Origin of the sequence: Streptomyces sp. NPDC012825, assembly GCF_042900925.1 — a bacterium.
Taxonomy (GTDB): domain Bacteria; phylum Actinomycetota; class Actinomycetes; order Streptomycetales; family Streptomycetaceae; genus Streptomyces.
Window position 1 is genome coordinate 15,800 of record NZ_JBIBBZ010000013.1, and the last position, 21,340, is coordinate 37,139.

The window sequence follows — 21,340 nt, forward strand, 5'->3', positions numbered from 1 at the left end:
CCGGCGACCGCACACGGCGGACGCGAACACAGCACAAGCGAAAGAGGTCACCCCATGGCCGGCACCCCGAACCTGATCCCCGCCTCCGTCACCGCCGTCAGCGGACTTGCGACCGTCATGGCCGGCGCACCCTGGTGGGGCGTCGTCATCTGCCTCGTCCTCACCCTCACCGCCACCTCCGTACAGACCCTCTTCCCCCAGGACTCCCCCGACCGCCGCACCTGGTGGACCAACCGCCGCACCCACCGCCAGCAGCACCAGAAGCACCAGCAGAACACCCCGCCCACACCCCCCGCGTAACCACAGCCTCCCGCTACGGGACACCTGGGCGGCCGGAACAGTTCCTGGCCGATCCGTCCGACCGGATCAGAACCCCGGAGGACCTTTCGTCAGGGGACTGCGGGAGTAGCCGACGGGGCCGGGCAGGGCGTTCCTGCCCGGCCCCGTAGACGGTGGTCAGCCGAAATCGAGCGTCTCCTGCGCGAAACCGTCCAGCGCCGGAATCGATCGGGGCAGGGACGGCGGGGCACCGTCCTGGTCGGCGGCCCTCCAGCGCTCGACGAGCTCGTCCTTCCAGCCCCTGGGCGGAGGCCAGGAAACGCCCCAGGCGGCGAGCTGGTCACGCTTCCACCCGCCAGCGGGCGTCCGGACGGCCTCGATCACCTCGTGGTCCTGGTCCCCGACGACCAGCAGCGCGGCCGCGGCCGCGCGGGGCTTGTCGGTGCTGGTCTCCTCGACGCGCTCGATGCCGCCGAACCCGTCGCCGAAGTAGGAGCCGATCGCGATGATCGCGGCCGCCGACACGACCGCGTACATCAGCCGCTCACCCCTGGAGGTCTGAAGCCCGGCGTTGGGCGCCGGCGCGGTCCACCGGTAGACCAGCCAGCCCACCATCAGCGCGGCCAACAGGAAGAAGCCGCTGATCAGGTCGAACCTGACGTCCAGCGACGCCGCCCCCGCCCGGGAACGGCCGCCAGGGTGAGGCCGCAGGCGATCACGGATACGTTCAAGGTGGCCCCTTGGGTCCGGGGGCCCGCCGCCGGGACTGGACATCTTCGAGGCGGGCCCCTGCTTCACCGGACCCACCCCGGGCCCGGCTTCCACCTCTTCGCGGGAGAAGCACGGACCCCGACAGCACGAAGGCCCAACTCTCCTTTGAAGAAGGGAAGCGGGCCCAAGACCCGTATACACGGAATTCCGGGAGCTCGCATTCCCTGCCGATTTCCGTCTCACCTGCCAAGACAACGCAGGTCATGGGGCACTTCCCTCATTCCCCGGATGGCAATTACATACGTAATGACCAGTTTTGGGATGCGGTCGCGTGGGGGTGAGATCCTCATAGCCGAGGCCGATCACCGCCTTCGTCGCCAGCGCAGCAGCGTCGCGGCCAGCTCGGGCAGCGCCCGCACCACGGCGACGACGTCGGAGCGGTGGGCTCGCAGGATCGCCGTCATGCAGACGGCCGTGGCGCACACGAGGGCCACACACAGCACGGTGAGCATGGCGGCGGTGTAGGGGTCGATGGGCATGGGTGTCCTCCTGGTGGTCGAGAAAAAGTCCTCCCGTCCCGGACAGGCCGAGGGCTGGTGGCAGCACGGTGAGGACCGGACGGCTGAGCCAATGCCTCCGGGTCGTCAAGAACCGGAAGCGCTGTACGGCGATCCGGGCGCCTTGCACGCCGCGCCCGGACAAGAAGGTGCGGGGTGCGGCAGCAGGCGGGTGTACGGGCGTCGGGGCGGGGTGAACAGCGGCTGGGGTCCGTTCCCTTGACCAGCGGGTGGTCAAGGGGGTGCGGCCTTGGAGTGCAAGGCGGTCAAGGAGGTGCGCGCCTTCGATCCGGGCGGGCCGGCCGCCAGGGAGGACTGTCACATGAGGCGTTGTCACACAAGGCGCCAAGTGGGAGTTTGAGGGCATCGGTCGAGATCAGTCCGTGTGACTGACAGGTCGTGTTACTCCGCGTGTTACTGGTGGCGGGGTCGGGTCGGCGGGTCACCGCAGCACCACGACCAGGGCGAGGAGAGCGACGAGGGTGGGGGCCCAGGTGCCGCAGACGGTCAGCGGCTGGGCGAAGCGCGGGTGGCGCAGGACGACGTAGCCAAGGACGCCGATGTAGAGCGGGAGGACGAGGGCCAGGAGCAGGACGACGAGCAGGGCGAGCGTGGACACGGTGGTTCTCCTTCGGGTGCTTGGAGGCGCTCCGGGTGAGCGCCGGGGCAACAGTCCGGCGTGACGGGCGGTGGATCGAGTTCTCGCGAAAATCCGTTCAGCACCCCTGCGGGCACAGGAGCGGAAGGATTCGCGAACGCTTGACGGGCACCGTGAGCACGGTTCGCCGGGTTGGCGAGAGCACCTTGCGACGCGGCACACCAAGGCACGCAACTCCTGGTCACGATGGACACGGCGAAGGCCGCATTCAATAGCTGACCTGGGACTTTCCCGGGCGGTCGGCGTATTGAATGCGGCCTGAGGTACTGCTACGAGGCGGGCTGAACGCTCCTGTCCTACGACTTGGTTATTTGGGGGTGGCAGCCATTTGTTACGCGGAGTGGCCTACGTCACCCTGCGAGGACGAGACCAGGGTGTGGGCAGGTTGTTCTACAAGTTGCCCCCAGGTGCCGGACGCAGAGGCCCGTGTGAGGCTGTGACCTGCATGTCAAAGGGTCTGAGGGGGAGGTCGGCGCCGCTGACTACTTCTCTGTGGGAGCCCTCCAGGACCTACAGAGGCCCGACCCCGAGGGAAACCGTCGGCCTCGCCGGGGGCGCACGTACCGGCGGCGGTGACGGCCTGGTGCTCGCGCACAGCGGGGAGGATCGTTCTCGCCTCATTAGGCGAACGCCTCCCCTGCCCGGTGCGCGCACGGCGGGAGAAGTTGGGGCGGCCCGACGGTACTGCCCCCGGAGAGCGAGCCCCCTGGGCGCCGGGCCTGGCCCGTGCACGCCATATCGGCACGGGCTGAGCGGACCCTAGCGGCTAGCCCGCCACGGTCGCGCCATGGGTCCCGCCCTGAGTCGCCTCCTGGGTGCTGCCCCGGGTCACACCCTGGGTTGCGTCCTGGGTCGTGCTGCCTTTCCCGCGGTGGAGCCCGGATTGGCGGTCTGACCTGGTGTGCAGTCGTGGTTTCCGGTCAGGCGGCACGCTGATTACTTGTTCCTGCCGCCCTCCGGCACGGACAGCTCGCCGGCAGCAAGTCCGGTCAGGCCGGGCCCGAGACGTCGCCGCGCGGGCCGCTGGAGGATCGACGGTGTCGTGGCTTTGAAGCAAATAGACAGCGGCTCTGAGTGCGGGGTCGCCTGACCGTTAAGACATCGGCCAGCGCTGCAGGTGGCTCCTGGCAAACGTAATGCCGGTGCCACCTGCAGAGCCTGTTCGTAGTGGTGTCAGCAGACGGGGACATCCCAGTCGGTGTTGGTGGGCGGCTGCTGACCGGGGGTATCTCCGTTCATGAAGGTGTTGGCGACGGCGTAGTAGCCCTTCCAGGGGCTAGTGGCGATGCGGTACCACCAGCCGTCGGGGTTGGCGCTTTTGATCTCGGGTGCATGAACGCGGCATTCGACGTCGACCCAGGTGTTCTTGGGGGGATCCGGGTGCCGGGGCCTATGGCGCCGTAGGGGTTTTCGAAGGTCGGTGAGCCGTGGCTGCCGGTCTGCTCGCGCACCGTGTGCTTGGCCGGCGGAGGTGGCGGTGGGGGTTCGCTCGTTTGGGCTCGAGTCGGGAGCGGCGGGGCAGGGGTGGTCGGCGACGGGGCGGGGGTGGAAATAGCCGGCAGCGGGGCGGCGGTGGGGGTGGGGGTGGGGGTGGGGGTGGGAACCGGACCGGGTGTGGTGGAGGGGGGCGGTTCGGGTGTGGGGTCGGGTGGGGCGGGGGGCAGGGGGTGGAGTTCGAGCAGCCGCTGGGTGGTGCAGACAGGGGTGCGGATCTGCTCGGTGACAGGGATGAAGGCGGAGTAGATGTAACCCTCCGCACCAGGTTCAGGGCTGCCCTAGGCCTGGATAACGTAGAACCAGCGCTTGCGTGTGGACGGGTAGCCCTCGGGTGCGCGCAGGGAGTCAATCCAGCACCACATCTGCACGGACGCGGCGTCGGGGAGGTAGGCCACGGCGGACTCGGGACAGTCGTTGGTGCCGTAGGGGCTGAGCCCGGGGCAGGGCCGGATCTTGACCGGTGTGCCCGGGGTGTCGGTCTTCACCTTGCTCAGGCCCGCGGTGCGGGTGATCTCCGGGTGGGGCTGCTGGGAGGGCTTGGTGGCCATCTCGACAGTGGTTTTGTCGTTCATGGTGGGGCCGGGGCGGGCGGCGAGATAGTCGACGGAGGCGGCGGCGGCCACGAGCGCGGTGATCGCCGCCGTCTTGAGCGCGGTCCTGCGCGGGCGGGGCCCGGCGGGACGGGTGTAGGGGTCGGGTGCCACGGAACGCTCCTGTCTTGAGGACGCGGCGGTACGGGCGGCGGCTGGTTCAGCAGGCGGGCAGCGAGTCGCGGCCGGTGTCGACGTACACGGCCGGGGCCCAGGCCTGGACGGGGCTGGTCATCCGGTACCAGATGCCCTGGAGGCCTCGTTCCCTGGCTGTGTCGGGCCCGGGGTAGGCGGTGCCGGCCTTGACGGGGCGGCCGCCGGTGACCTGGCACTGCACGACGAGAGTGTCCCCGCGGTTGAAGTCCCATGTTTTGCCGGGGTCTTCGCCCTTGCGGTAGGAGGAGGAGACCTTGACGATGTCGGACTGCGACCCGCCGCCCCCGCCGTCGTTGGACCAGGCGAAGGCCGCATCAACCCCTGAGACGCCGGGCGGGGAAGTATTCGCCGGCGTGCTCTGCTCCGTGGCGTCGCCCGTGCCGGGCGAGGCGGGCGGCGCAGAGGACCCGCCCGTCACGCCGGCCGTGGGTGTGGGGGTGCCGGCCTTGCCGGAGGGCGGCATCGCGGTGTCGTCGTCGGTGAGGAGCGTGCCCAGCTTCATCGAGCCGAGGACCACGGCGGCCAGTACGAGGACCGTGGCGGTGGCCAGGGCCGGCTTCGACTTCCACCATGGCCGCCCGGGGACGAAGTCCCCTTCGGGCGGCACCGGTCCGGGGACGGGCAGGGGTTCCTTCTCCCCGGAGTGGACGTCCGTCCGCTCCGCACCGGTCACGGGCGGTGCGACGGGGGCGGAGGTCTCGCGAGGTTGGGGCGGGAAGCGTTCGCCCGGGTCTCCCCCGCACCGGCGGTAGGCGTCGGCCCACTTCCGCGCGAAGGAGGTGGTGTCCTCGATGCCCTGGTGCTCGGCGCAGATACGGACGAGGAGCTCGACCTTGTGCCACTCCGGCCGGGTGTCGGGCAGCCGCCTGTCGAGGAGCTGGCTGAAGGTGTTGGTGCTGTCGTAGGAGCGAAGGTGCTGCGGGTGGCGCCTGGCTATGTCCCGGCTCCGCTCGGGGAGTTTGTCGAAGGGGACTCCTGCGGTCTCCCGCAGGGTACGCAGCGCCTGCCGGTACTCCTTCCAGCCCTGCGCCTGGTCTAACTGCTCCCGCCATGTGGCCATGTACGCCGCCCCTTCCACGACTCGTGCCGAGAGTTAAGCACCCCCGGCAGCCCAGGTGACCCGGATGTAGCGTTCAGTGGCCTATACACGGTCATGTCGATCTTGTACATCTGCCGTATGCGTGAGCCGCTGACCTCGGTGAACGGCATTCACCAGAGCGCAGAAAAATACCGGAACGATCTTCACTGGAAGAGGCCCCGGCCAGCGCTGTTCCCTCGAATCAAGCCGCTCCGCACAGCCGCCCGCATCCACCCGTCCGGACACGGGGGCAGGAGACCAGAGAGGAAACGCCGCCGATGGCCACCACCAACCCGCACGCCCAGGAACCGACAAGGACCGAGAAGATCATGGCGATCATCATCGCCGTCCTGTCGGGCATCATCGCCGCCCTCGTCGCCTACATGATCACCCGTCACCTCGGCGGCACCCCGCTCGTGGGCGCATGCTGCGCCGGCGTCAGCTTCGGCGCCGCCCTGGGCATCGTCATGGCCATCGAGGAGAAGCTCGGCCTGCTGTAATCCCCACCCCGCACGTCCGCCCGGTGGCCCGGATCGCTTTCCGGCCGGGAGATAGCCCGAAGAGCGCAAGGCGCTGCAAGGTTAAAAATGTCAGTCGGTGGGGCCGTGCATGTGAGAAGCCACGGAAAACCGGGCCGGCACGCCCACCATACCCGGCCACGCTCCATCCCCGAAGACCCAAGGAGACGAACGTGATCCCCCGCGGCCGCCCCGTTCTGAACGAAACCGACATCGCCCGCCGCGCCGGCGTATCGCTGGCCACCTGGCGCCGCAAGCACGCCGCCGTCTTCCGCGAACATGTCCCCGACCTGCTCCCCGGCAGCCGCTGCCTCCTCTACGGCCTCGCCCAGACCGACGCCTACCTGAAGGGCCGGTCCATCCCCGAGCTGCCCGAGGGCGAGCACCCCGACGATCTGCTGACCGCCGACGACGTCGCGCAGATCCTCGGCATCAACACCGGCACCGTCCGCGCCTACGCCACCCAAGGCCACCTCTCCCCCGGCACCACCCGCTACGGCGCCCGCCTGTGGACCCGCCGCGAAGTCCTTGAGCGTCGCGACAACGCCCCCGGACAAGGCAAAGGCGGCGGGCGGCGTGCCGGTGAGCCCCAGGGTCCTCGCAAAGCCCACGCCTACGAGAACGACCCCCGCCTGGCCGTCGCCGCCCAGGCCCTCGCCACCGCGGCCCCCGGCACCCCCAAAGGCCGTATCGCCGCCGAACTCGCGGAAGTCCACGGCCACACCCCCCGCACCTGGGAACGCCTCCTCACCACCGCCGCGGCCACCCAACACCCCGGCGACGAAGGCCAGACCCGACTGTGAACAGGCATACCCACGGCAGACGGCGCCCCACGGCCAGAGCTGCTAGCGGTTCCACCCCCGCAGGCGCGGGAAACAGTTCTGAACAGTGCCGGTAGCCCGATCGAGCAGAGGACCATCGCCGCGAGCGCAGAGAGCAGGGTGCGTTCATGCACGGGGCGCTGACGGTGCTGGGTCCATCCCCACGGGCACGAGGAGCAGTCGGGGCCGCTGATCTCGGTGCGGACGGGGGCGGGTCGATCCCCGCAGGCGCAGGGAGCAGAGGACGTGCCACTCCAGTTGCTTGCACGGCTCGGGTCCATCCCCGCAGGCGCGGGGAGCAGAGGGTGACGTGCGGGGCGGTGCCGAGGGGGGAGGGTCCATCCCCGCGGGCGCGGAGAGCAGAGGTCGTCGCCCTGGGTGATGCCCTCGGAGCCGGGTCCATCCCTGCGGGCGCGGGGAGCAGCTAATCCGTGCGTGCGACCCTCGGCGCAGCTTGGGTCCACCCCCGCAGGCGCGGGGAGCAGTACGGCACGCCGCCGGAGCGCCCGGGCGAGCGGGGACCATCCCCGCGGGCGCGGGGAGCAGCATCACAGGTGGCCTCCGTTCATCAGCGTCCGGGGTCCATCCCCGCAGGCGCGGGGAGCAGGCCACGCTGATGGTCGTGGCCCCGGCGGAGACGGGTCCATCCCCGCGGGCGCGGGGAGCAGATGTGCAGGCCGTCGAGGTAGATCGCGTTCGCGGGTCCATCCCCGCGGGCGCGGGGAGCAGTCCTTCCCGCCGAGGGAGAACACCCACTTGAAGGGTTCATCCCCGCGGGCGGGGGAACAGACCGAGGTCAGCCGCATGTTCGGCGTGCCGCCAGGTCCATCCCCGCAGGCGCGGGGAGCAGCTGTACGTCAGGTTGGCGTTCGCGCCAGCGCGGGGTCCATCCCCGCGGGTGCGGGGAGCAGTCCTGGCCGTCCTGGTACTCGTCCGGCGTTTCGGGGCCATCCCTGCGGGCGCGGGGAGCAGGCCAATGCGCAGGTCACCGCGTGACCGTGGTTGGGTCCATCCCCGCGGGGGCGGGGAGCAGCACTCATCGTTACCGCGATCGAGGCTCTGTCCGCAGCCCAGGAGCCCGACGCCACCTGACCCCCAACGGCGAATAGGGCCCCTCCGCCCGAAGTCGGAGAGGGCGATGTCATGCCTAAACCGGGGCTTACCCTTCCGCTTCAGCGGCGCGGGCGATCTTGCGGAGTGTCTCGCGGGAGTAGCCGGTCACGCGGCCGATGTCGGCCTGCTTGATGGCCTCGTCCTGGCGTGCGGCGGAAATCTTGGCGTACAGGGCGGCGCGCTTGGCGTCCACCACGGCTTCAGCCTCCCGCAGTTCGTTCATGGCAGAGGCGATGTCGTCGAGGGTGCTCATGCCCTCATAATGCCACCCGAGATTGGCCAAGTAAAGTAGGCCAACCATGGTTGACATGCCAGCCGGGGGGGACCATCCCCGCGGACGCGGGGAGCAGCGCATCGTCATGAGGGCTCTACGGTCTGGGGTGGGGCCATCCCCGCGGGCGCGGGGAGCAGACGCCGCCGTTGATGTGGTCGGCGTGCTTGGCGGGTCCATCCCTGCGGGCGCGGGGAGCAGTGGGCATCGACTCCGGTGTCCGTGGCGCTGATGGGTCCATCCCCGCGAGCGCGAGGAGCAGACGTTCGTCGGCTGCAAGGTCACCAGCGCGGAGGGTCCATCCCCGCGGGCGCGGGGAGCAGCGCCCGTCGCTGGTTCGTACGCTGGAAGAGGCGGGTCCATCCCCGCGGGCGCGGGGAGCAGTATGGCGCCGTCTCTCCCCATGCCCTCGCATGGGGTCCATCCCCGCAGGCGCGGGGAGCAGGGGCCGCGGGCTCGGGGAGTTCAAGCCCGCCGGGGTCCATCCCCGCAGGCGCGGGGAGCAGTGCGGGGTGGAGAGCCACACGGAGCCCGTGACGGGTCCATCCCCGCAGGCGCGGGGAGCAGCGTGGACGGGCCGAATTCGGGCGGGGGGCCTGAGGTCCATCCCCGCAGGCGCGGGGAGCAGTTGATCTGCCACAGACCGACACACCCGATGGAGGGTCCATCCCCGCAGGCGCGGGGAGCAGATGGAGGTGAGCGGGAAGAGGCAGGGGGCAGGGGGTCCATCCCCGCAGGCGCGGGGAGCAGCGGGCGGACTGGTCGGTGTGCCAGCGGCGGGCGGGTCCATCCCCGCAGGCGCGGGGAGCAGGACGGTGGTCTGGGTGGTGCGGGCGATGCGCTGGGTCCATCCCCGCAGGCGCGGGGAGCAGTCGCAGAACGCTTTCCGGGGCGTCCCCGGGGTGGGTCCATCCCCGCAGGCGCGGGGAGCAGATGGAGGCTAAGCGATTTCATGGGGTCGTTCGGGGTCCATCCCCGCAGGCGCGGGGAGCAGGTGTCGAGGGCGTCGGCGAGGCGCTCGGCCGCGGGTCCATCCCCGCAGGCGCGGGGAGCAGCGCCCCCCCCACACGAAAGGAGAAACCGGCATGGGTCCATCCCCGCAGGCGCGGGGAGCAGACCGGCAGCCTGCGGCCCGCGTTCCGCGCCTCGGGTCCATCCCCGCAGGCGCGGGGAGCAGCGTCACCTGGAACGGGCCGTGTGCTCACGAGGGGGTCCATCCCCGCAGGCGCGGGGAGCAGGGCCGGGTCCTGTTCGAGAAGCTGGGCGACAAGGGTCCATCCCCGCAGGCGCGGGGAGCAGTCTCGGTGGCCGATGCCGACGGTGTCGCCAGTAGGTCCATCCCCGCAGGCGCGGGGAGCAGCCGCAGCCCGAGCCTGAACCGCCGGCACCGCCGGGTCCATCCCCGCAGGCGCGGGGAGCAGGTCTACGTCCTCCGGCAGAAGGTGCACCCGGGGGGTCCATCCCCGCAGGCGCGGGGAGCAGCCTTCCTGACCTGCAGTTCTATCCCAACAACTACTCCCCTGGAACCACTTTCACCGAAACGGACAAAATACCCAAACATGTTCCGCCGCCCACCAGACGATAGGTCACTTCCACAAGCACGGAAAGCAGTTGGTCGGGGTGACTGTCGCTATATTCATCCGGGCCTATCCCTGCAAGGAAGCAAACCGGCGTTCTGGCGCCCAGCACCTGGGGCAGGCCCCATCTCTATGAGCTCGGGGACATGCGACGAGCGCGACGGTCTACCCCGAGCCGAGGGGCCACTCCTGCAGGCACAGGGAGCACGTGGACACGGAGAAGGTAGATCTCGGATCTGCCCCTACAGCTCGGGAATAGTCAGCGCTCCCCACAGGAAGGTCATCAGAACTACGGCACGGAGCGTTCATCGTCTAAGGAGATGGAGAACAAGAGGAACGAGGACACCGAGAACGCCTGTGCCGACTTGCCACCATTCCGGCTGCGTCCACCATTCCATGACAGAGAACTCCTATTCGAGAGTGGGCCGTTAATACGTAGCTCACCTTTCCAGTAAGACATGAAGGAACAATACGAAGAACGGGAAGGCTTGATCTGTTGTTTGAGTCCCCCGGGAACGACACGCACAACCGGGTACGTGGGGTTAGTCAGCCATTCTGGTGTAGTCGCTAACCTGATCAGACCAGGTTGCCTGCAGGGATGGCCCCAATACGAAGAACGGGCAGAAGATGCTCCCCGCACACCGCGGGGACGGGGGCAAGCGTGCTTGGTATAGCCTCTTTGCTCCCCGCGGGCTTCCTGGTCTTTTCCTGCCCGTCCCAGGCCTACCGGCCCCCGAAACGGCGTCGCTTTGAGGCCTTGCTCCACCCCGGCTTACTGGCAGAGCTGCTCGGTGCTGCGGGTGTGTTGGGTGAGGGGCGGTGGATGAGGGTGATGCCCTCGTGGTCGATGGGGTGCCAGGCGTGGTCGAAGGTGCGGAAGGTGTAGCCCTGCTCGTTGTTGGTGGTGTAGGCAAGGAGGGCTCGGCCTTGTCCGGCGTACTGCTGGACTTCGTGCCAGAGGATGTCGCGGATACGTGCCGAGGGGTTGCCGACGAAGACGCCGGCTGAGATCTCGAGGAGCCAGCGGGTCAGAAATCCTCGCAGGCCGGCCGGGCAGTTGGTGAGGACGATGACGGTCACCAGGTAAGCACCATTTCGTCGTGGCTGGTGTGTTCGGTGTCGCCGTAGTTGCGGCCCGCCGGGACGTGTTCGTTGCGGTCGCTCTGCAGGGTGACGACGTCCCAGGCGATGTCATCGCCCGAGGTGGTGGTGCCGGTGCCCAGGAGGAGCTGTTTGATGTCGTTGACGCAGCGGTCGAGCAGGGCTGTCTCGTGGATGCGGTCGCGTAGGGCTCTGCGGGTGCGCGAGCCGATGTCCTCTTCGCTTTGTGCGGCGACGTCGAAGGCCAGGGGGATGCCGATGTCGGTTTTGTAGAGGTCGGCGATGTCCAGGACGAAGGAGAGTTCGTGACCGGAGTGGACGAAGCCGAGGGCTGGGCTGCATCCCAGTGAGGTGACGACGGCGTGGGCGACGCCGTACATGCACTGGGCGGCTGCGGTGATGGCCTGGTTGACGGCGTCGCCGGCGGTGAAGTCGCCGGGGACGTACTTGCGGCCGTGCCAGGGGATTCCGGTGCGTTCGGCATGGGTTCGGTAGCACTTCTTGACGCGGTCGCCTTCGTGGCCGAGGAGTTCTCGGCGGGTGAGGCTTGTGGGGTCCTCGTCGGGGAAGCGGAGCTGGTACATGGCTCGGGCGACGGCGAGGCGGGAGCGGTTGTTGGCCCATTGGGCGGCTTGGGCTTCGGCGAGTTTGGAGGAGCGGGTCAGGGCGCGGCCGCTGGCGTAGTAGCGCACGCTGTGTTCTCCGACCCAGGTGACGGCGGCGCCGGTCTCGCCCAGGACGCTCATGGCCTGGTGGGTGATGCGGGTGCCGGGGCCCAGGAGGAGGGTGCCGATGGTGGCTGCGGGGATGTGGCTGGTGCCGTTGGCGTCGGTGGCGGTGATGGCGTTGGCGTCGCGGTGGATCGTGCAGCGTTCGAGGTAGATGAAGGAGAGGCGTTCGCTTGTGCGGGTGAGTTCGCGCGGGGTGTGGGCGCTTCGCCGGGAGACGGTCGTCATGGGGTGGCTTCTTGTGGGAGCGGGGCGAGCGTCATCAGTCCGCATCCGTAGGCCTTGGCCTTGCCGAGGCCTTGGGTGAGGGTGCGGCGCATCAGGTCGGGGTCGGTGATTTCCAGGCGGCCGTCGTAGGTGACGGTGACGAGGGTGACGGGTTTGCCGCGTCGGGTGCCTGGGGGCGGTGTTTTGCCGAAGGTGGAGGTGTGGTGGTCGCGGACGGTGAGCTGGTAGCGGTCTCCGTGGTGTTCGTGGCCCTGGTGGGTGGTGCCTTGGGGCAGCAGCCGCTTGTCCTTGGGTTTTTCGAGTACGCGGAAGCCGCCGCGTTCCTGGCGGGCGGGGTCGAGGAGCCATCCCATCTGGTGGTGCGGGGTCAGGTGGGCGGTGCGTTTGCGTGGCTCGTCGTCGGTGCGGCGGATGTGGTGGACGGGGTTGGCCGTCAGGCGGAAGTCCCAGTGGGTGCCTGCGGTCAGGTTGTCGAGGAAGGGGGTGTAGGAGCGGGTCTGCCATCCGGGGCCGTCGACCAGGGCGGTTGGCCATCCGGCTTGTTCGACCAGGTGGGTGAGGTCGGGGGCGTCGGGGCTGACGAGGTAGAGGAGGACTTCGCCGGGGGCGTTGTGATCCAGGCGCCACAGGACTCTGGGGGTGCCTGGGGTGGGCTGGTCGGTGGGCAGCAGGGTGGGGAAGGAGGACATGACGGCTGCGTGCAGGACCTGGCGGGAGGCCAGCAGGCGGCGGGCGCCGGTGCGGGCGGTGTTCACCCTGAAGCGGGTCAGGTACATCAGCGGCTCTCTTCTGGCAGCGCGTCGAACGGGTCGTGCTGGGGCGGCGTGGTGGTCGGGAGCTCGACGTCGGTGCGGACGATCGTGCGCAGGGCGTGGCGTCGGTGTTCGGCGGCGAAGCTGACCGGCTGGTCGCGCAGGGTGTCGGTGTCCGTGGTGGGGTCGGTTGCCTCGTAGAGGACGGGGAGTTTCACGGCGCTGTGGCCGGTGTGCTTTTTGGTGTGGTGGGGGGAGGCCTGCCAGGGTTCGTGCCGCAGGGCTTGGAGGAGGTCTTTGTCGGGGTGGAGGCTGAGTTCGAGGGGGCGGGCGGGCGGGCAGGAGCGCCGGCCGAGGAAGGGCGGGTAGGCCGGGGTGCGCAGGGCCTGGTGCAGGTCGGTGAGGAGGGCGGGGGGTCCTTCGACGGCGGCGACGAAGACGGCGTCGGCGAGGTAGAAGCGTTCGGACAGCGGCATGGACTTTTCGGTTTCCCAGTGGATGGCTGTCTGGAAGTCGCGCAGCCGGGTGCCGGGCTGGTCGATCCGTACGCCGAAGCGCAGTGCGCTCAAGGGGCGCAGGCGGTCGTCGTCGCCGCGCTGGATGCCTTGTGCGGAGGCGAGGAGGCCGATGACTGCGCTTTTGGTGGGGGCCGGCTCGGTGGTGCGGCGGGAGAAACGGGCCGCGGCCCCCCAGGACTGCAGGGGGCCGGCGAGCAGGAGGGTGAGGGTGCTCATGCGGGCGTGTCCAGGCGTTCGGTGACGGCCTGTCCGACGGCGGCGACGAGCGCGGAGAGGCTGTCCGTGTCGGTGCCGATGCCGCTGAGCTTGTGGGTGTTGGGGCCCACGCGCAGGACCCAGGTAAGGGTGGAGGTGTCGTCGCCGTAGGCGCGCTCGATGTCGGGGATGTACTCGGCCAGGCGCTCGGCGGCTGCGCGGACGTGTCCGCTCTGGTCGCCGCGTACGGCTTCTTCGAAGGCGGCGACGAAGCTGATGGGGCGGGTGGTGCGGAGCTTGACGATGACGGCTTCGGGCAGGGTGTGGTTGCCGAAGGTGTTGATCTTTCCCTGGGGCAGGGACTCGACGAAGCTGTGGACGAAGGCTTCGACGGCGCGGCGCACGGGGGTGGTCTTCGATTCGTCTTCGCGCAGGCCCTGGCCGAGGTTGTCGGCCAGCTGGTGGATGCCGAGGGCGGCGTAGCGGTAGAGGGTGGCGGAGTTGAAGTCGACGGTGCCGATCATGCCGGCGCCGGGTTCGTCGTCCTTGTTCTCGTCGTCGACGGCCGTGTAGTAGTCCGACTCGTTGTCGACGCGGTGGACGCTGAGGGCGTGGGCGACCTGGACGGCAGCGTCGACGTTGATGTCGGTGACGTCGGCGACCATGCGGCCGAACAGGGCGATGTCGACGGAGTGGCGGGTATCGGCGTGGGCCTTGGCGCGGTCCTTGTTCTTCTTGTCCTTGAAGAACGTCTTGCTGTCCGCGGCGGCTTCGAGGGCGAGCTCGGCCAGGTTGTCGAGCTGGCGGGAGCTGAGGAACATCAGGTATTTGGCCTCCGGGAGCGGCTCGGGCTCGCCGTTCTTCTTCGCGGCGTCGGCCTTGCGCTTGGGGACCTCGATCTTCAGGCCGGCGGCCTGGACGACTTCGGCGGCGAGCTGCTCGGCCCGGGCTGCTTCGAGCGAGGGGTCGGCGGCGGTGATCCGGGCGGCGATGACCTCGACGATCTTCTTGGTGCGCACGCCGAGCTCGTGGGGGTCCAGGAGCTGCTCGTCCTTGAAGTAGGCGCGGGTGGCGCGCTTCCATGCCTGGCTGGAGACCCGGGCCCGGGGCACGCCGCCGTAGACGGCGGTCTTGGGGGCTCCGGTGTCGTCGCGGTTGAGGTTGCTCGGCGGGACGGTCTGCAGGGCGTGCACGTCGAGGTAGAAGCGGTTCACAGGGTGTCCTTGTCGGTGGCGGCGGGGAGGGCGGCAGAAGGGTCGTCGGCGGGGTTGTCCTGCTCGGGCCTGCGGTCGCGGTGGTCCTGCCAGGCGTGGAAGGAGCGGCCCCAGGCGATGCGTACGCGGTCGGCTCCGCCGGGCCACTGCCACTGGTAGAGCTGTCCGGCGAGCAGGGCGTAGTCGAGGGGGACGTCTTGTCGGCGAAGGAGGGTGACGATGTCGCGCAGGCGCTGGGCGAGGGTGGTCAGGTCGGGTGCGTTTCCGGCGCGGACCAGGCGCTTGCGCAGGGAGTCGTCGATGTCGTTGGCCGGCATCAGGCGGTGGACGGCGGCTCCCAGGCCCCGGGGGCGTTCGCGTCGGTGGGTCTGGTGCATGCCGGTGCCGCGGGACTGCTGGTGCAAGGCCCACAGGGTCAGGGCGGTGTGCAGGGCGTCTTCGGCGCGGGCGAGTTCGTTCTCGCTGAGGGGGCGGCCGTTGCGGCGTGCGGTGTGCAGGGACTGGGCGTCGATGAGGTCCCACAGGTCGGGGAGCTGACCGGCGGGCTTGCCCGCTTCGCGGCGCAGACGGGCCAAGGCGCCGACGGCTTTGGCGTCGTCGCTGAGGTAGCCGTGCTGCCAGCGGCCGAGGTGCTCCTGCGCGAGGCGGGTGACCAGGTCGACTACCGAGTCCGTGCTCGTGGTGGTGGTGGTCATGTGTGCACCTTCGGGGAGGGTCCGGTCTCGGTGTCCGGGGCGGAGGGCTGTTCGGGAAAGGCGGGCAGGCCGAGGTTCTTGCGGAGCCGTGCCCGGAACCACTTGTCGGCGAGGGCGGAGTTGAGCCAGAGGCTGCCCTGCTTGGAGGACACGAGGCGGCCTTGCCAGGCCGCGTCGCCGGCCTCGGCGACCAGCTGCCGCCCGTGCCGGGTCAGGATCGTGTGGACCTGCGCCTTCCATGCCTCGCGCTGCTCGAAGGGGTCCTCGGCCTGGCCGAGGTGCGCCAGCCAGGCCCGGTAGGGGCCTTCGAGTTCGGCGAAGGCGCGGTCGCGGGCGGTGAGGCGGGGGCTTTCGTTCTCCGAGCCGGCGGCGCGCTCGAGGTCGGTGGCGAGGTCGCCGAGGGTGTTGACCGCGAGTTCGGCGTCCTTGACGGCGTCGATGGCCTGGATGGCGTAGTCGCGGTCCTGCTCGTGCAGCAGGGCCACGTCCATGGTCAGGTGGTCGTCGACGACCTCGTCGACGACCGACTGCTGGGTTCCGTAGACGGTGGCGATGATGCGGGCCTTGATGAGGAATCCGCGCTTGAGTTTGCGGCGTGTGACCAGGCGGGCGGTCCAGTCGAGGATTCCGGGGCGCAGGTGGGAGGGCGGGCCGGAGCCGTCGGGCCGGTTCTGTTCGCGGTCGGCGACCAGGGAGGCCAGCCCGCGCCAGGCCGAGCGCTCCGGGGCGTGTTCGCGCGGCAGGTAGACGAGAGGTTCGCCGTGCTTCTTCTCCTGCGCCGGGCTGCGGCGCCAGGCGGTCATCGGCTCGCGGGTGTGCATGTTGCGGGCGGTCAGGGGATCGCCGTAGCCGAGGACCACTGCGGTGACTCCGTCGGCGTCGGCGTGCAGGCGCAGGCGGCGGCTCTGCCAGGTGTACAGGTCGCGCAGGCCCGCCGGAGGGCGCTCGGCCCCCTGGGGGCCGAGCTCGCGCCTCCAGGCCGGCAGGTCTGGCAGGCCCTTGGTGTCGAAGTCCACCGCGTCGGCTGCCACCAGGTTGAGCAGCAGCGTCTCGCGCAGGTTCCGCCCTTCGGCGAACACCCCTCCCAGGCTGCCGGCCCAGCCCACTCCCAGGGGGTAGACCTTCCCGCCCTTGGCACGCCGGTCGCCCACCATGCCGCTTTTGATGCCGGAGGTGTCGTAGGCGTGGGCGTGGACCACCCACCGTGCGGCCTCGGCGAAGCCGAGCCGGCCGACCTCGGGCAGCCGGGCGGAGAAGAACGGCTCGCCGTTGGGCACGTCCGCGACGATGCGGTTGAGTGAGGCCACCTCGTTCTTCTCCGTGCGCAGACCGGCCGTCTGGAAGAAGGGCGCCTGGTCATCGAGGAGATCGAACCTGCCACGGTGCTCGTCGAGGTATCCAGTAAGGGCGTCGAAGCAGTGCGGGTCGGCCCACAGCCGGGCCCAGTGCTCGATGTCCCTCGGTCCGTCGAAGGCGTCGTGGGCCATGGCCAGCAGAAGCCGCAGCAGGGCGAACTCCTGGGTGGGCAGGTCGCCGGTGAGCCGTCTGAGGTCTGCGGCCTGCGTGAACACATCGCGCAGCGACAACTCCTCCTGGGTGCCGTCGCAGCGCAGCACGCCGATCCACGGCTGCCGTGTCAGGTCGAACGTCAATGGCTTCTGGTCCGCCTCGTGCGTTTCAGGCACGGGTCACCTCAAGTCCGTCGGTCGTGGAATACCGCAGGGCGAAGCCTGCCAGGCGGGTCTGACAGTCCTCGTCCAGCGCAAGGATCAGCTCGCCGGCCAGCCAGGAACTCTCCTTGGTCTGCCAGGCGTCGACGACGAGTTGTTCGAGTTCGGCGATGGCCCGGTCCATCACCTCACCGGAGAACTCCTGCGGCAGCCGAAGTGCGCTGGCCGCGGCCGCGCGTGCGGCCAGGGTCACCGGGACCTGATCCTGCGGCAGGTCCAGCCCGCCGAGCCGGCGGCCCTTGCGGTCCTCACCGAGCCACGGAACGGTCGTCAGCCCTCCGTCGGCCCGTCTGCGGACCACGATGACCTCCAGGCTCTCCCGGCTGTCACGGACCTGGGCCCGCCCCGCCGGGGTGTCGTCCGTGTCCCCGGTCCCTGCGGCGACCCAGCCGAAGAGCGGCTCACCCGGCCTGCCGATGCCGCCGAGCCGGAACACGGCCGCTTTCTCCCGCTGCCGGGCCCGCTGCGCCTCGTGCTGCGCCCGAGCGCCGTCCAAAGCCTCCTGCCACCCCGCAGGCACCTGCACGGTGTCGGCGTAGGCGCCCTGGACCAGCGCACTGATGTCCTGCGGCAGTCTCACCGGTCTCACCTCCCCTGCCTCCAGATGCGGCAGCAGTGCCGCGGCCGACCTGAGCAGCGGATACCTCTGGTAGACGGCGGCCGACCCCCGTACCGGCACCGGTACGGGGGTGGACCAGTCGGCGCCGGTCACCAGGCAGCGCGGCCGGCGCAGTCCTGCGGGCCGGTCCTGCTGGTCCTTGCCGCGCAGGTGCCGGTGCAGGCGGCCCATCCGCTGCAGCAGCAGGTCGACCGGGCACAGATCGGTGACCAGCAGGTCGAAGTCCACGTCCAGGGACTGCTCGGCCACCTGGCTGGCCACCACGATGTGCCGGCCCACCGGGCGGTCGACTGCCGGTGACGGCGGCCCGAACCGGCGCAGCAGCTCCTTGTCGTTCGCCGCCCGGTCCATGTCGAGGAAACGGGCGTGCGCGACGGTGACGTCGTCGCCGAACCTCTGCCGCAGCACACGCGCCGTCTCCACCACCCGCCTGACCGTGTTGCGCACCACCAGCGCGCACCCGCCGCCGGCGAGTTCCCTGTCCAAACGGTCCGCCAGAACGACGAGATCGTCCTCCAGGCACTCCAGCCGCACCGCCGTTTCCCGCCCCGAGGCGGCCGGGCTGCGCACCAACGGTCTCCCGCCGGCCGTCACGGCGGTCAGCAGCGGGTAGTCCCCCGCCTCGGCGACCGCATCGAAAGCCGCATCCTCGCCGGCACCGGCGTAGGCCTCGACGAGCTCGCGCCTGCGGGCAGCCGGAAGCGTCGCCGACAAGATCACCACCGGCACCCCGTACGCGCCCAGCCATGCAAGAACACGGTCGAGGTACACGCTCATGTAGGTGTCGTAGGCGTGCGCCTCGTCGATGACGACGACCTTTCCCGCCACCGCCAGATGCCTCAGTGCCAGGTGCTTGCTCTTCAGCCCGGCGAACAGCAGCTGGTCCACCGTCCCGGCCACGAACGACGACAGCATCGCCTTCTTCCGCCCCCGCAGCCAGGTGTGAGCCACCAGCTCGGCGCCGGCCTCACCCCGCCCAAAGGGCCGCTCGCCGCGGCCAGCGGCGTCCATGTCGACGCCGGCCACGGGCCCGGCGCCTCGCATCAGGTCGGTGAAGTCGTCGTTCAACGCGGCCTTCGAGTGCGCCAGGAGCACCGAATGAGACCGGCCCTCCAACGAAGGAAGACGATCGAGCCACTTCAGCAACCGGGGGAACATGGCGTTGCCGGTGGCCATCGTCGGCAAGGCGAAGAACACCCCTCCCGCGCCCGAGCGGGCCGCGAAGATCTCCGCCACCGCCAGCGCGGCCTCGGTCTTCCCCTCCCCCATCGGCGCCTCGATCACCATCAGCCCCGGCACCTGCATGGCCCGGGCCAGCTCCACCGCCTCCGCCTGGACAGGACGCACCGACGCCCCGGAAGGAAGCGCGAACCTGGACTCGAACAGCTCCTGAACACTGCCCTGCGGCTCCGCGGGCCGCCACGGGCCCGGCAGATCGAGCTTGCGCCACGCGGCAGCAGCACGCTCCGCACCGAAAAGCGGCTCTTCCATCGGGTGATAGGGAAACAGCTCCGGATTACTGGCGATCCAATCCGCGACGATCACCAGCGCCGTCAGCACGACCTGTACCGGCTGCGGCAGCTTCACCGCCCGCCACGCACCAAGCCGCTCCCGCACCCCGTACTCATCAGCGCAGGCCTCCAGCAGCTCCCCCTGCACCCGCTGCCACACCGCCCGGCTCCTGCCCGGCGTCCGCAACAGATACCCGCGGTCCTCCAACGCGTTGATCTGCGCGTCCTCCGGCGGAATCCCGTGATGCCCGCCCACCACCACCGTGAACTGCCAGCACTCCTGCGCATCCCACCCGCACGCCTCCTCCAGCCACTGCCCCAGCAGCAGCTGGCCGGCCAGCCCGTGCGGCGCCAGCGCCCGGTCCGGGCCCATCGCCTCCCGCGACCGCATCTCCAAACCCCCCGCCCGCATCCGATCCGCCAGGCCCTCGACCTGACAAGCGAACGCCGGAGTCGCCTTACCGATGTCATGCACCGCGGCCAGCCACACCGCCAGCAGCCGCCCGTCCGCCTCACCACCCGGCAACACCCGCCCGATCAGACGGCGCACACTCCACGGCAGCCACCCATCCCACAACAGCCCCGCCACCGCGGCACTGTCCTCCATGTGCTGCCACAACGGCAGCCACCCCTGCGAGTCCCGGTCATGCTTGCCCCACAGCTCAAGCACCAGACCCTCAAGACGACCCCGCAAACCGAAACAGCCCTCTCCCCCACCTGCCATGCAAAAGAAATACACCCCACCCCCACACCCACAAGACAAGATCCAGAAACAAGCCAGAAACCCCGACCAGAACCCACAACAAGCAGCTACAACAACAACCATGACGTAACGTCAGCCAGTTACCGACCCCACAGAACCCACCCGCCACCAACGGACTTGGCCCAGGGTCCATCCCCGCAGGCGCGGGGAGCAGTCCTTGGTTGGTGCTGTTCGGGTGCCGTGGAGGGGCCATCCCCGCGGACGCGGGGAGCAGCGGCCAAGTCGTTCGGGTCCGACCTGTGGGGCCTGGGTCCATCCCCGCGGGCGCGGGGAGCAGCGTGACCCGTCCGGACCTGTCGGCGTACCACGCGGGTCCATCCCTGCGGGTGCGGGGAGCAGGCCGACGCCGCCGCGACCGACACGGCATTGCCGGGTCCATCCCCGCAAGCGCGGGGAGCAGGGTGGCGCGACCTCCGAGGACGAGGACATCGAGGGTCCATCCCCGCGAACGCGGGGAGCAGTCCACCCTCTCCGCGACGACCACGCCGTCCTCGGGTCCATCCCCGCGAGCGCGGGGAGCAGGGAGGTGGTGGGGGGGGACTCCGACGATCCGCCAGGTCCATCCCCGTGGGCGTGGGGAGCAGCCGAGCCACCGGGCAGCCCCGTACAGCTTCCCGGGTCCATCCCCGCGAGCGCGGGGAGCAGCTGCTGTTCGCCCCGGAGGTCATGGGCGATGAGGGTCCATCCCCGCGAGCGCGGGGAGCAGAGCGAGGACACCCCGACGAGCTTCCAGTCGTTGGGTCCATCCCCGCGAGCGCGGGGAGCAGGTGGTGTCGATCGCGCCCGGGTCCCAGTGGTCGGGTCCATCCCCGCGAGCGCGGGGAGCAGTACGGCCGGACCCTGCGCGGGTATGCCGCCGTGGGTCCATCCCCGTGAGCGCGGGGAGCAGCGCCCGTAGTACTTCGCCGTCCAGCTCGGAACGGGTCCATCCCCGCGAGCGCGGGGAGCAGCGCCACCGAGGCCGACATGTCCGCCGAGGACCGGGTCCATCCCCGCGAGCGCGGGGAGCAGCAGCTCTTCGCCCTCGTCGTTCTCGTCGCCGGGGGTCCATCCCCGCGAGCGCGGGGAGCAGCGCCACCGAGGCCGACATGTCCGCCGAGGACCGGGTCCATCCCCGCGAGCGCGGGGAGCAGGGTGAGCGTCGGGCTGTTCGTTCTGGAGGTACTGGGTCCATCCCCGCGAGCGCGGGGAGCAGCGCCACCGAGGCCGACATGTCCGCCGAGGACCGGGTCCATCCCCGCGGGCGCAGGGAGCAGCCCGCACCTTGATTGACCGGCACGCCGACCTGAGGTCCATCCCCGCGGGCGCGGGGAGCAGGCGAGGGCGTGGGGGGAGACGGGGCCATACGTGGGTCTATTCCCGTAGGCGCGGGGAGCAGGTCAGCCCCCGGCGGGCCGCGTAGTCCACGATGGGTCCATCCCCGCGGGTGCGGGGGGCAGGCGCCGAGGTTGCCCTTGAGG

Annotated in this window: 17 protein-coding genes and 3 CRISPR repeat arrays (1 of these 20 only partly in view); of the genes, 3 read left to right on the plus strand and 14 right to left on the minus strand. The window is 70.2% G+C overall.

Annotation, left to right across the window (positions count from 1 at the left end; translation table 11 throughout):
- Positions 1-54 precede the first annotated feature (54 nt).
- Positions 55-300, plus strand: coding sequence for a hypothetical protein (locus tag ACFY7E_RS23880; RefSeq protein WP_389487951.1), 246 nt, complete (start codon positions 55-57; stop codon positions 298-300).
- 156 nt (positions 301-456) lie between these two features.
- On the opposite strand, the gene ACFY7E_RS23885 is transcribed toward ACFY7E_RS23880, so the two are convergent.
- From ACFY7E_RS23885 to ACFY7E_RS23905, 5 genes are all read right to left on the minus strand, one after another.
- The gene (locus tag ACFY7E_RS23885; RefSeq protein ID WP_389487953.1) at positions 457-1,077 is read right to left on the minus strand and encodes a hypothetical protein; all 621 of its coding nucleotides are present in this window, start codon (positions 1,075-1,077) and stop codon (positions 457-459) included.
- 275 nt (positions 1,078-1,352) lie between these two features.
- The gene (locus tag ACFY7E_RS23890) at positions 1,353-1,529 is read right to left on the minus strand and encodes a hypothetical protein (RefSeq protein ID WP_389487955.1); all 177 of its coding nucleotides are present in this window, start codon (positions 1,527-1,529) and stop codon (positions 1,353-1,355) included.
- A gap of 460 nt (positions 1,530-1,989) precedes the next feature.
- Complete coding sequence (locus ACFY7E_RS23895; RefSeq protein WP_389487957.1) at positions 1,990-2,166, minus strand: hypothetical protein; 177 nt, start codon at positions 2,164-2,166, stop codon at positions 1,990-1,992.
- Positions 2,167-3,980: 1,814 nt separating this feature from the next.
- Entirely contained in the window at positions 3,981-4,406 is a 426-nt protein-coding gene (locus tag ACFY7E_RS23900; RefSeq protein ID WP_389487959.1) for a hypothetical protein, read from the minus strand.
- Between the two features lie 46 nt (positions 4,407-4,452).
- On the minus strand, positions 4,453-5,508 hold the full coding sequence (locus ACFY7E_RS23905; RefSeq protein ID WP_389487961.1) for a hypothetical protein: 1,056 nt from the start codon (positions 5,506-5,508) through the stop codon (positions 4,453-4,455).
- 296 nt (positions 5,509-5,804) lie between these two features.
- Between ACFY7E_RS23905 and ACFY7E_RS23910 the strand changes: the two genes are divergently transcribed.
- Both ACFY7E_RS23910 and ACFY7E_RS23915 read left to right on the plus strand, forming a co-directional pair.
- Positions 5,805-6,026 (plus strand): hypothetical protein, encoded by a 222-nt coding sequence (locus ACFY7E_RS23910; RefSeq protein ID WP_389487963.1) that lies wholly within the window; start codon positions 5,805-5,807, stop codon positions 6,024-6,026.
- Between the two features lie 191 nt (positions 6,027-6,217).
- On the plus strand, positions 6,218-6,847 hold the full coding sequence (locus ACFY7E_RS23915; protein WP_389487965.1) for a helix-turn-helix domain-containing protein: 630 nt from the start codon (positions 6,218-6,220) through the stop codon (positions 6,845-6,847).
- Between the two features lie 108 nt (positions 6,848-6,955).
- Positions 6,956-7,898: direct repeats of the CRISPR family, unit length 29 nt; unit sequence GGGTCCATCCCCGCAGGCGCGGGGAGCAG.
- 126 nt (positions 7,899-8,024) lie between these two features.
- Here the strand turns inward: ACFY7E_RS23915 and ACFY7E_RS23920 are convergent.
- From ACFY7E_RS23920 to cas3, 9 genes are all read right to left on the minus strand, one after another.
- Complete coding sequence (locus ACFY7E_RS23920) at positions 8,025-8,231, minus strand: hypothetical protein (protein ID WP_389487967.1); 207 nt, start codon at positions 8,229-8,231, stop codon at positions 8,025-8,027.
- A 68-nt stretch (positions 8,232-8,299) separates the two neighbouring features.
- A CRISPR array of direct repeats spans positions 8,300-9,731; the repeat unit is 29 nt; unit sequence GGGTCCATCCCCGCAGGCGCGGGGAGCAG.
- 818 nt (positions 9,732-10,549) lie between these two features.
- Positions 10,550-10,906, minus strand: a complete 357-nt coding sequence (gene cas2e, locus ACFY7E_RS23925; protein WP_389487969.1) for a type I-E CRISPR-associated endoribonuclease Cas2e — start codon at positions 10,904-10,906, stop codon at positions 10,550-10,552.
- Positions 10,903-11,883 (minus strand): type I-E CRISPR-associated endonuclease Cas1e, encoded by a 981-nt coding sequence (gene cas1e, locus ACFY7E_RS23930; protein WP_389487971.1) that lies wholly within the window; start codon positions 11,881-11,883, stop codon positions 10,903-10,905. Before cas1e ends, cas2e begins: the two co-directional genes overlap by 4 nt.
- Positions 11,880-12,659 (minus strand): type I-E CRISPR-associated protein Cas6/Cse3/CasE, encoded by a 780-nt coding sequence (gene cas6e / locus ACFY7E_RS23935; RefSeq protein ID WP_389487973.1) that lies wholly within the window; start codon positions 12,657-12,659, stop codon positions 11,880-11,882. The genes cas1e and cas6e overlap by 4 nt, the downstream gene beginning before the upstream one ends.
- On the minus strand, positions 12,659-13,369 hold the full coding sequence (gene cas5e, locus ACFY7E_RS23940; protein WP_389487975.1) for a type I-E CRISPR-associated protein Cas5/CasD: 711 nt from the start codon (positions 13,367-13,369) through the stop codon (positions 12,659-12,661). The genes cas6e and cas5e overlap by 1 nt, the downstream gene beginning before the upstream one ends.
- Positions 13,366-14,562 (minus strand): type I-E CRISPR-associated protein Cas7/Cse4/CasC, encoded by a 1,197-nt coding sequence (gene cas7e, locus ACFY7E_RS23945; RefSeq protein ID WP_389487976.1) that lies wholly within the window; start codon positions 14,560-14,562, stop codon positions 13,366-13,368. Before cas7e ends, cas5e begins: the two co-directional genes overlap by 4 nt.
- Entirely contained in the window at positions 14,559-15,257 is a 699-nt protein-coding gene (gene casB, locus ACFY7E_RS23950; RefSeq protein ID WP_389487978.1) for a type I-E CRISPR-associated protein Cse2/CasB, read from the minus strand. Before casB ends, cas7e begins: the two co-directional genes overlap by 4 nt.
- Positions 15,254-16,942, minus strand: a complete 1,689-nt coding sequence (gene casA / locus ACFY7E_RS23955) for a type I-E CRISPR-associated protein Cse1/CasA (RefSeq protein ID WP_389487980.1) — start codon at positions 16,940-16,942, stop codon at positions 15,254-15,256. The genes casB and casA overlap by 4 nt, the downstream gene beginning before the upstream one ends.
- Positions 16,935-19,724, minus strand: a complete 2,790-nt coding sequence (gene cas3, locus ACFY7E_RS23960; RefSeq protein ID WP_389488212.1) for a CRISPR-associated helicase Cas3' — start codon at positions 19,722-19,724, stop codon at positions 16,935-16,937. The genes casA and cas3 overlap by 8 nt, the downstream gene beginning before the upstream one ends.
- Before the next feature lie 281 nt (positions 19,725-20,005).
- Positions 20,006-21,340: a CRISPR direct-repeat array (repeat unit 29 nt; unit sequence GGGTCCATCCCCGCGGGCGCGGGGAGCAG); it runs 3,152 nt beyond the window's last position.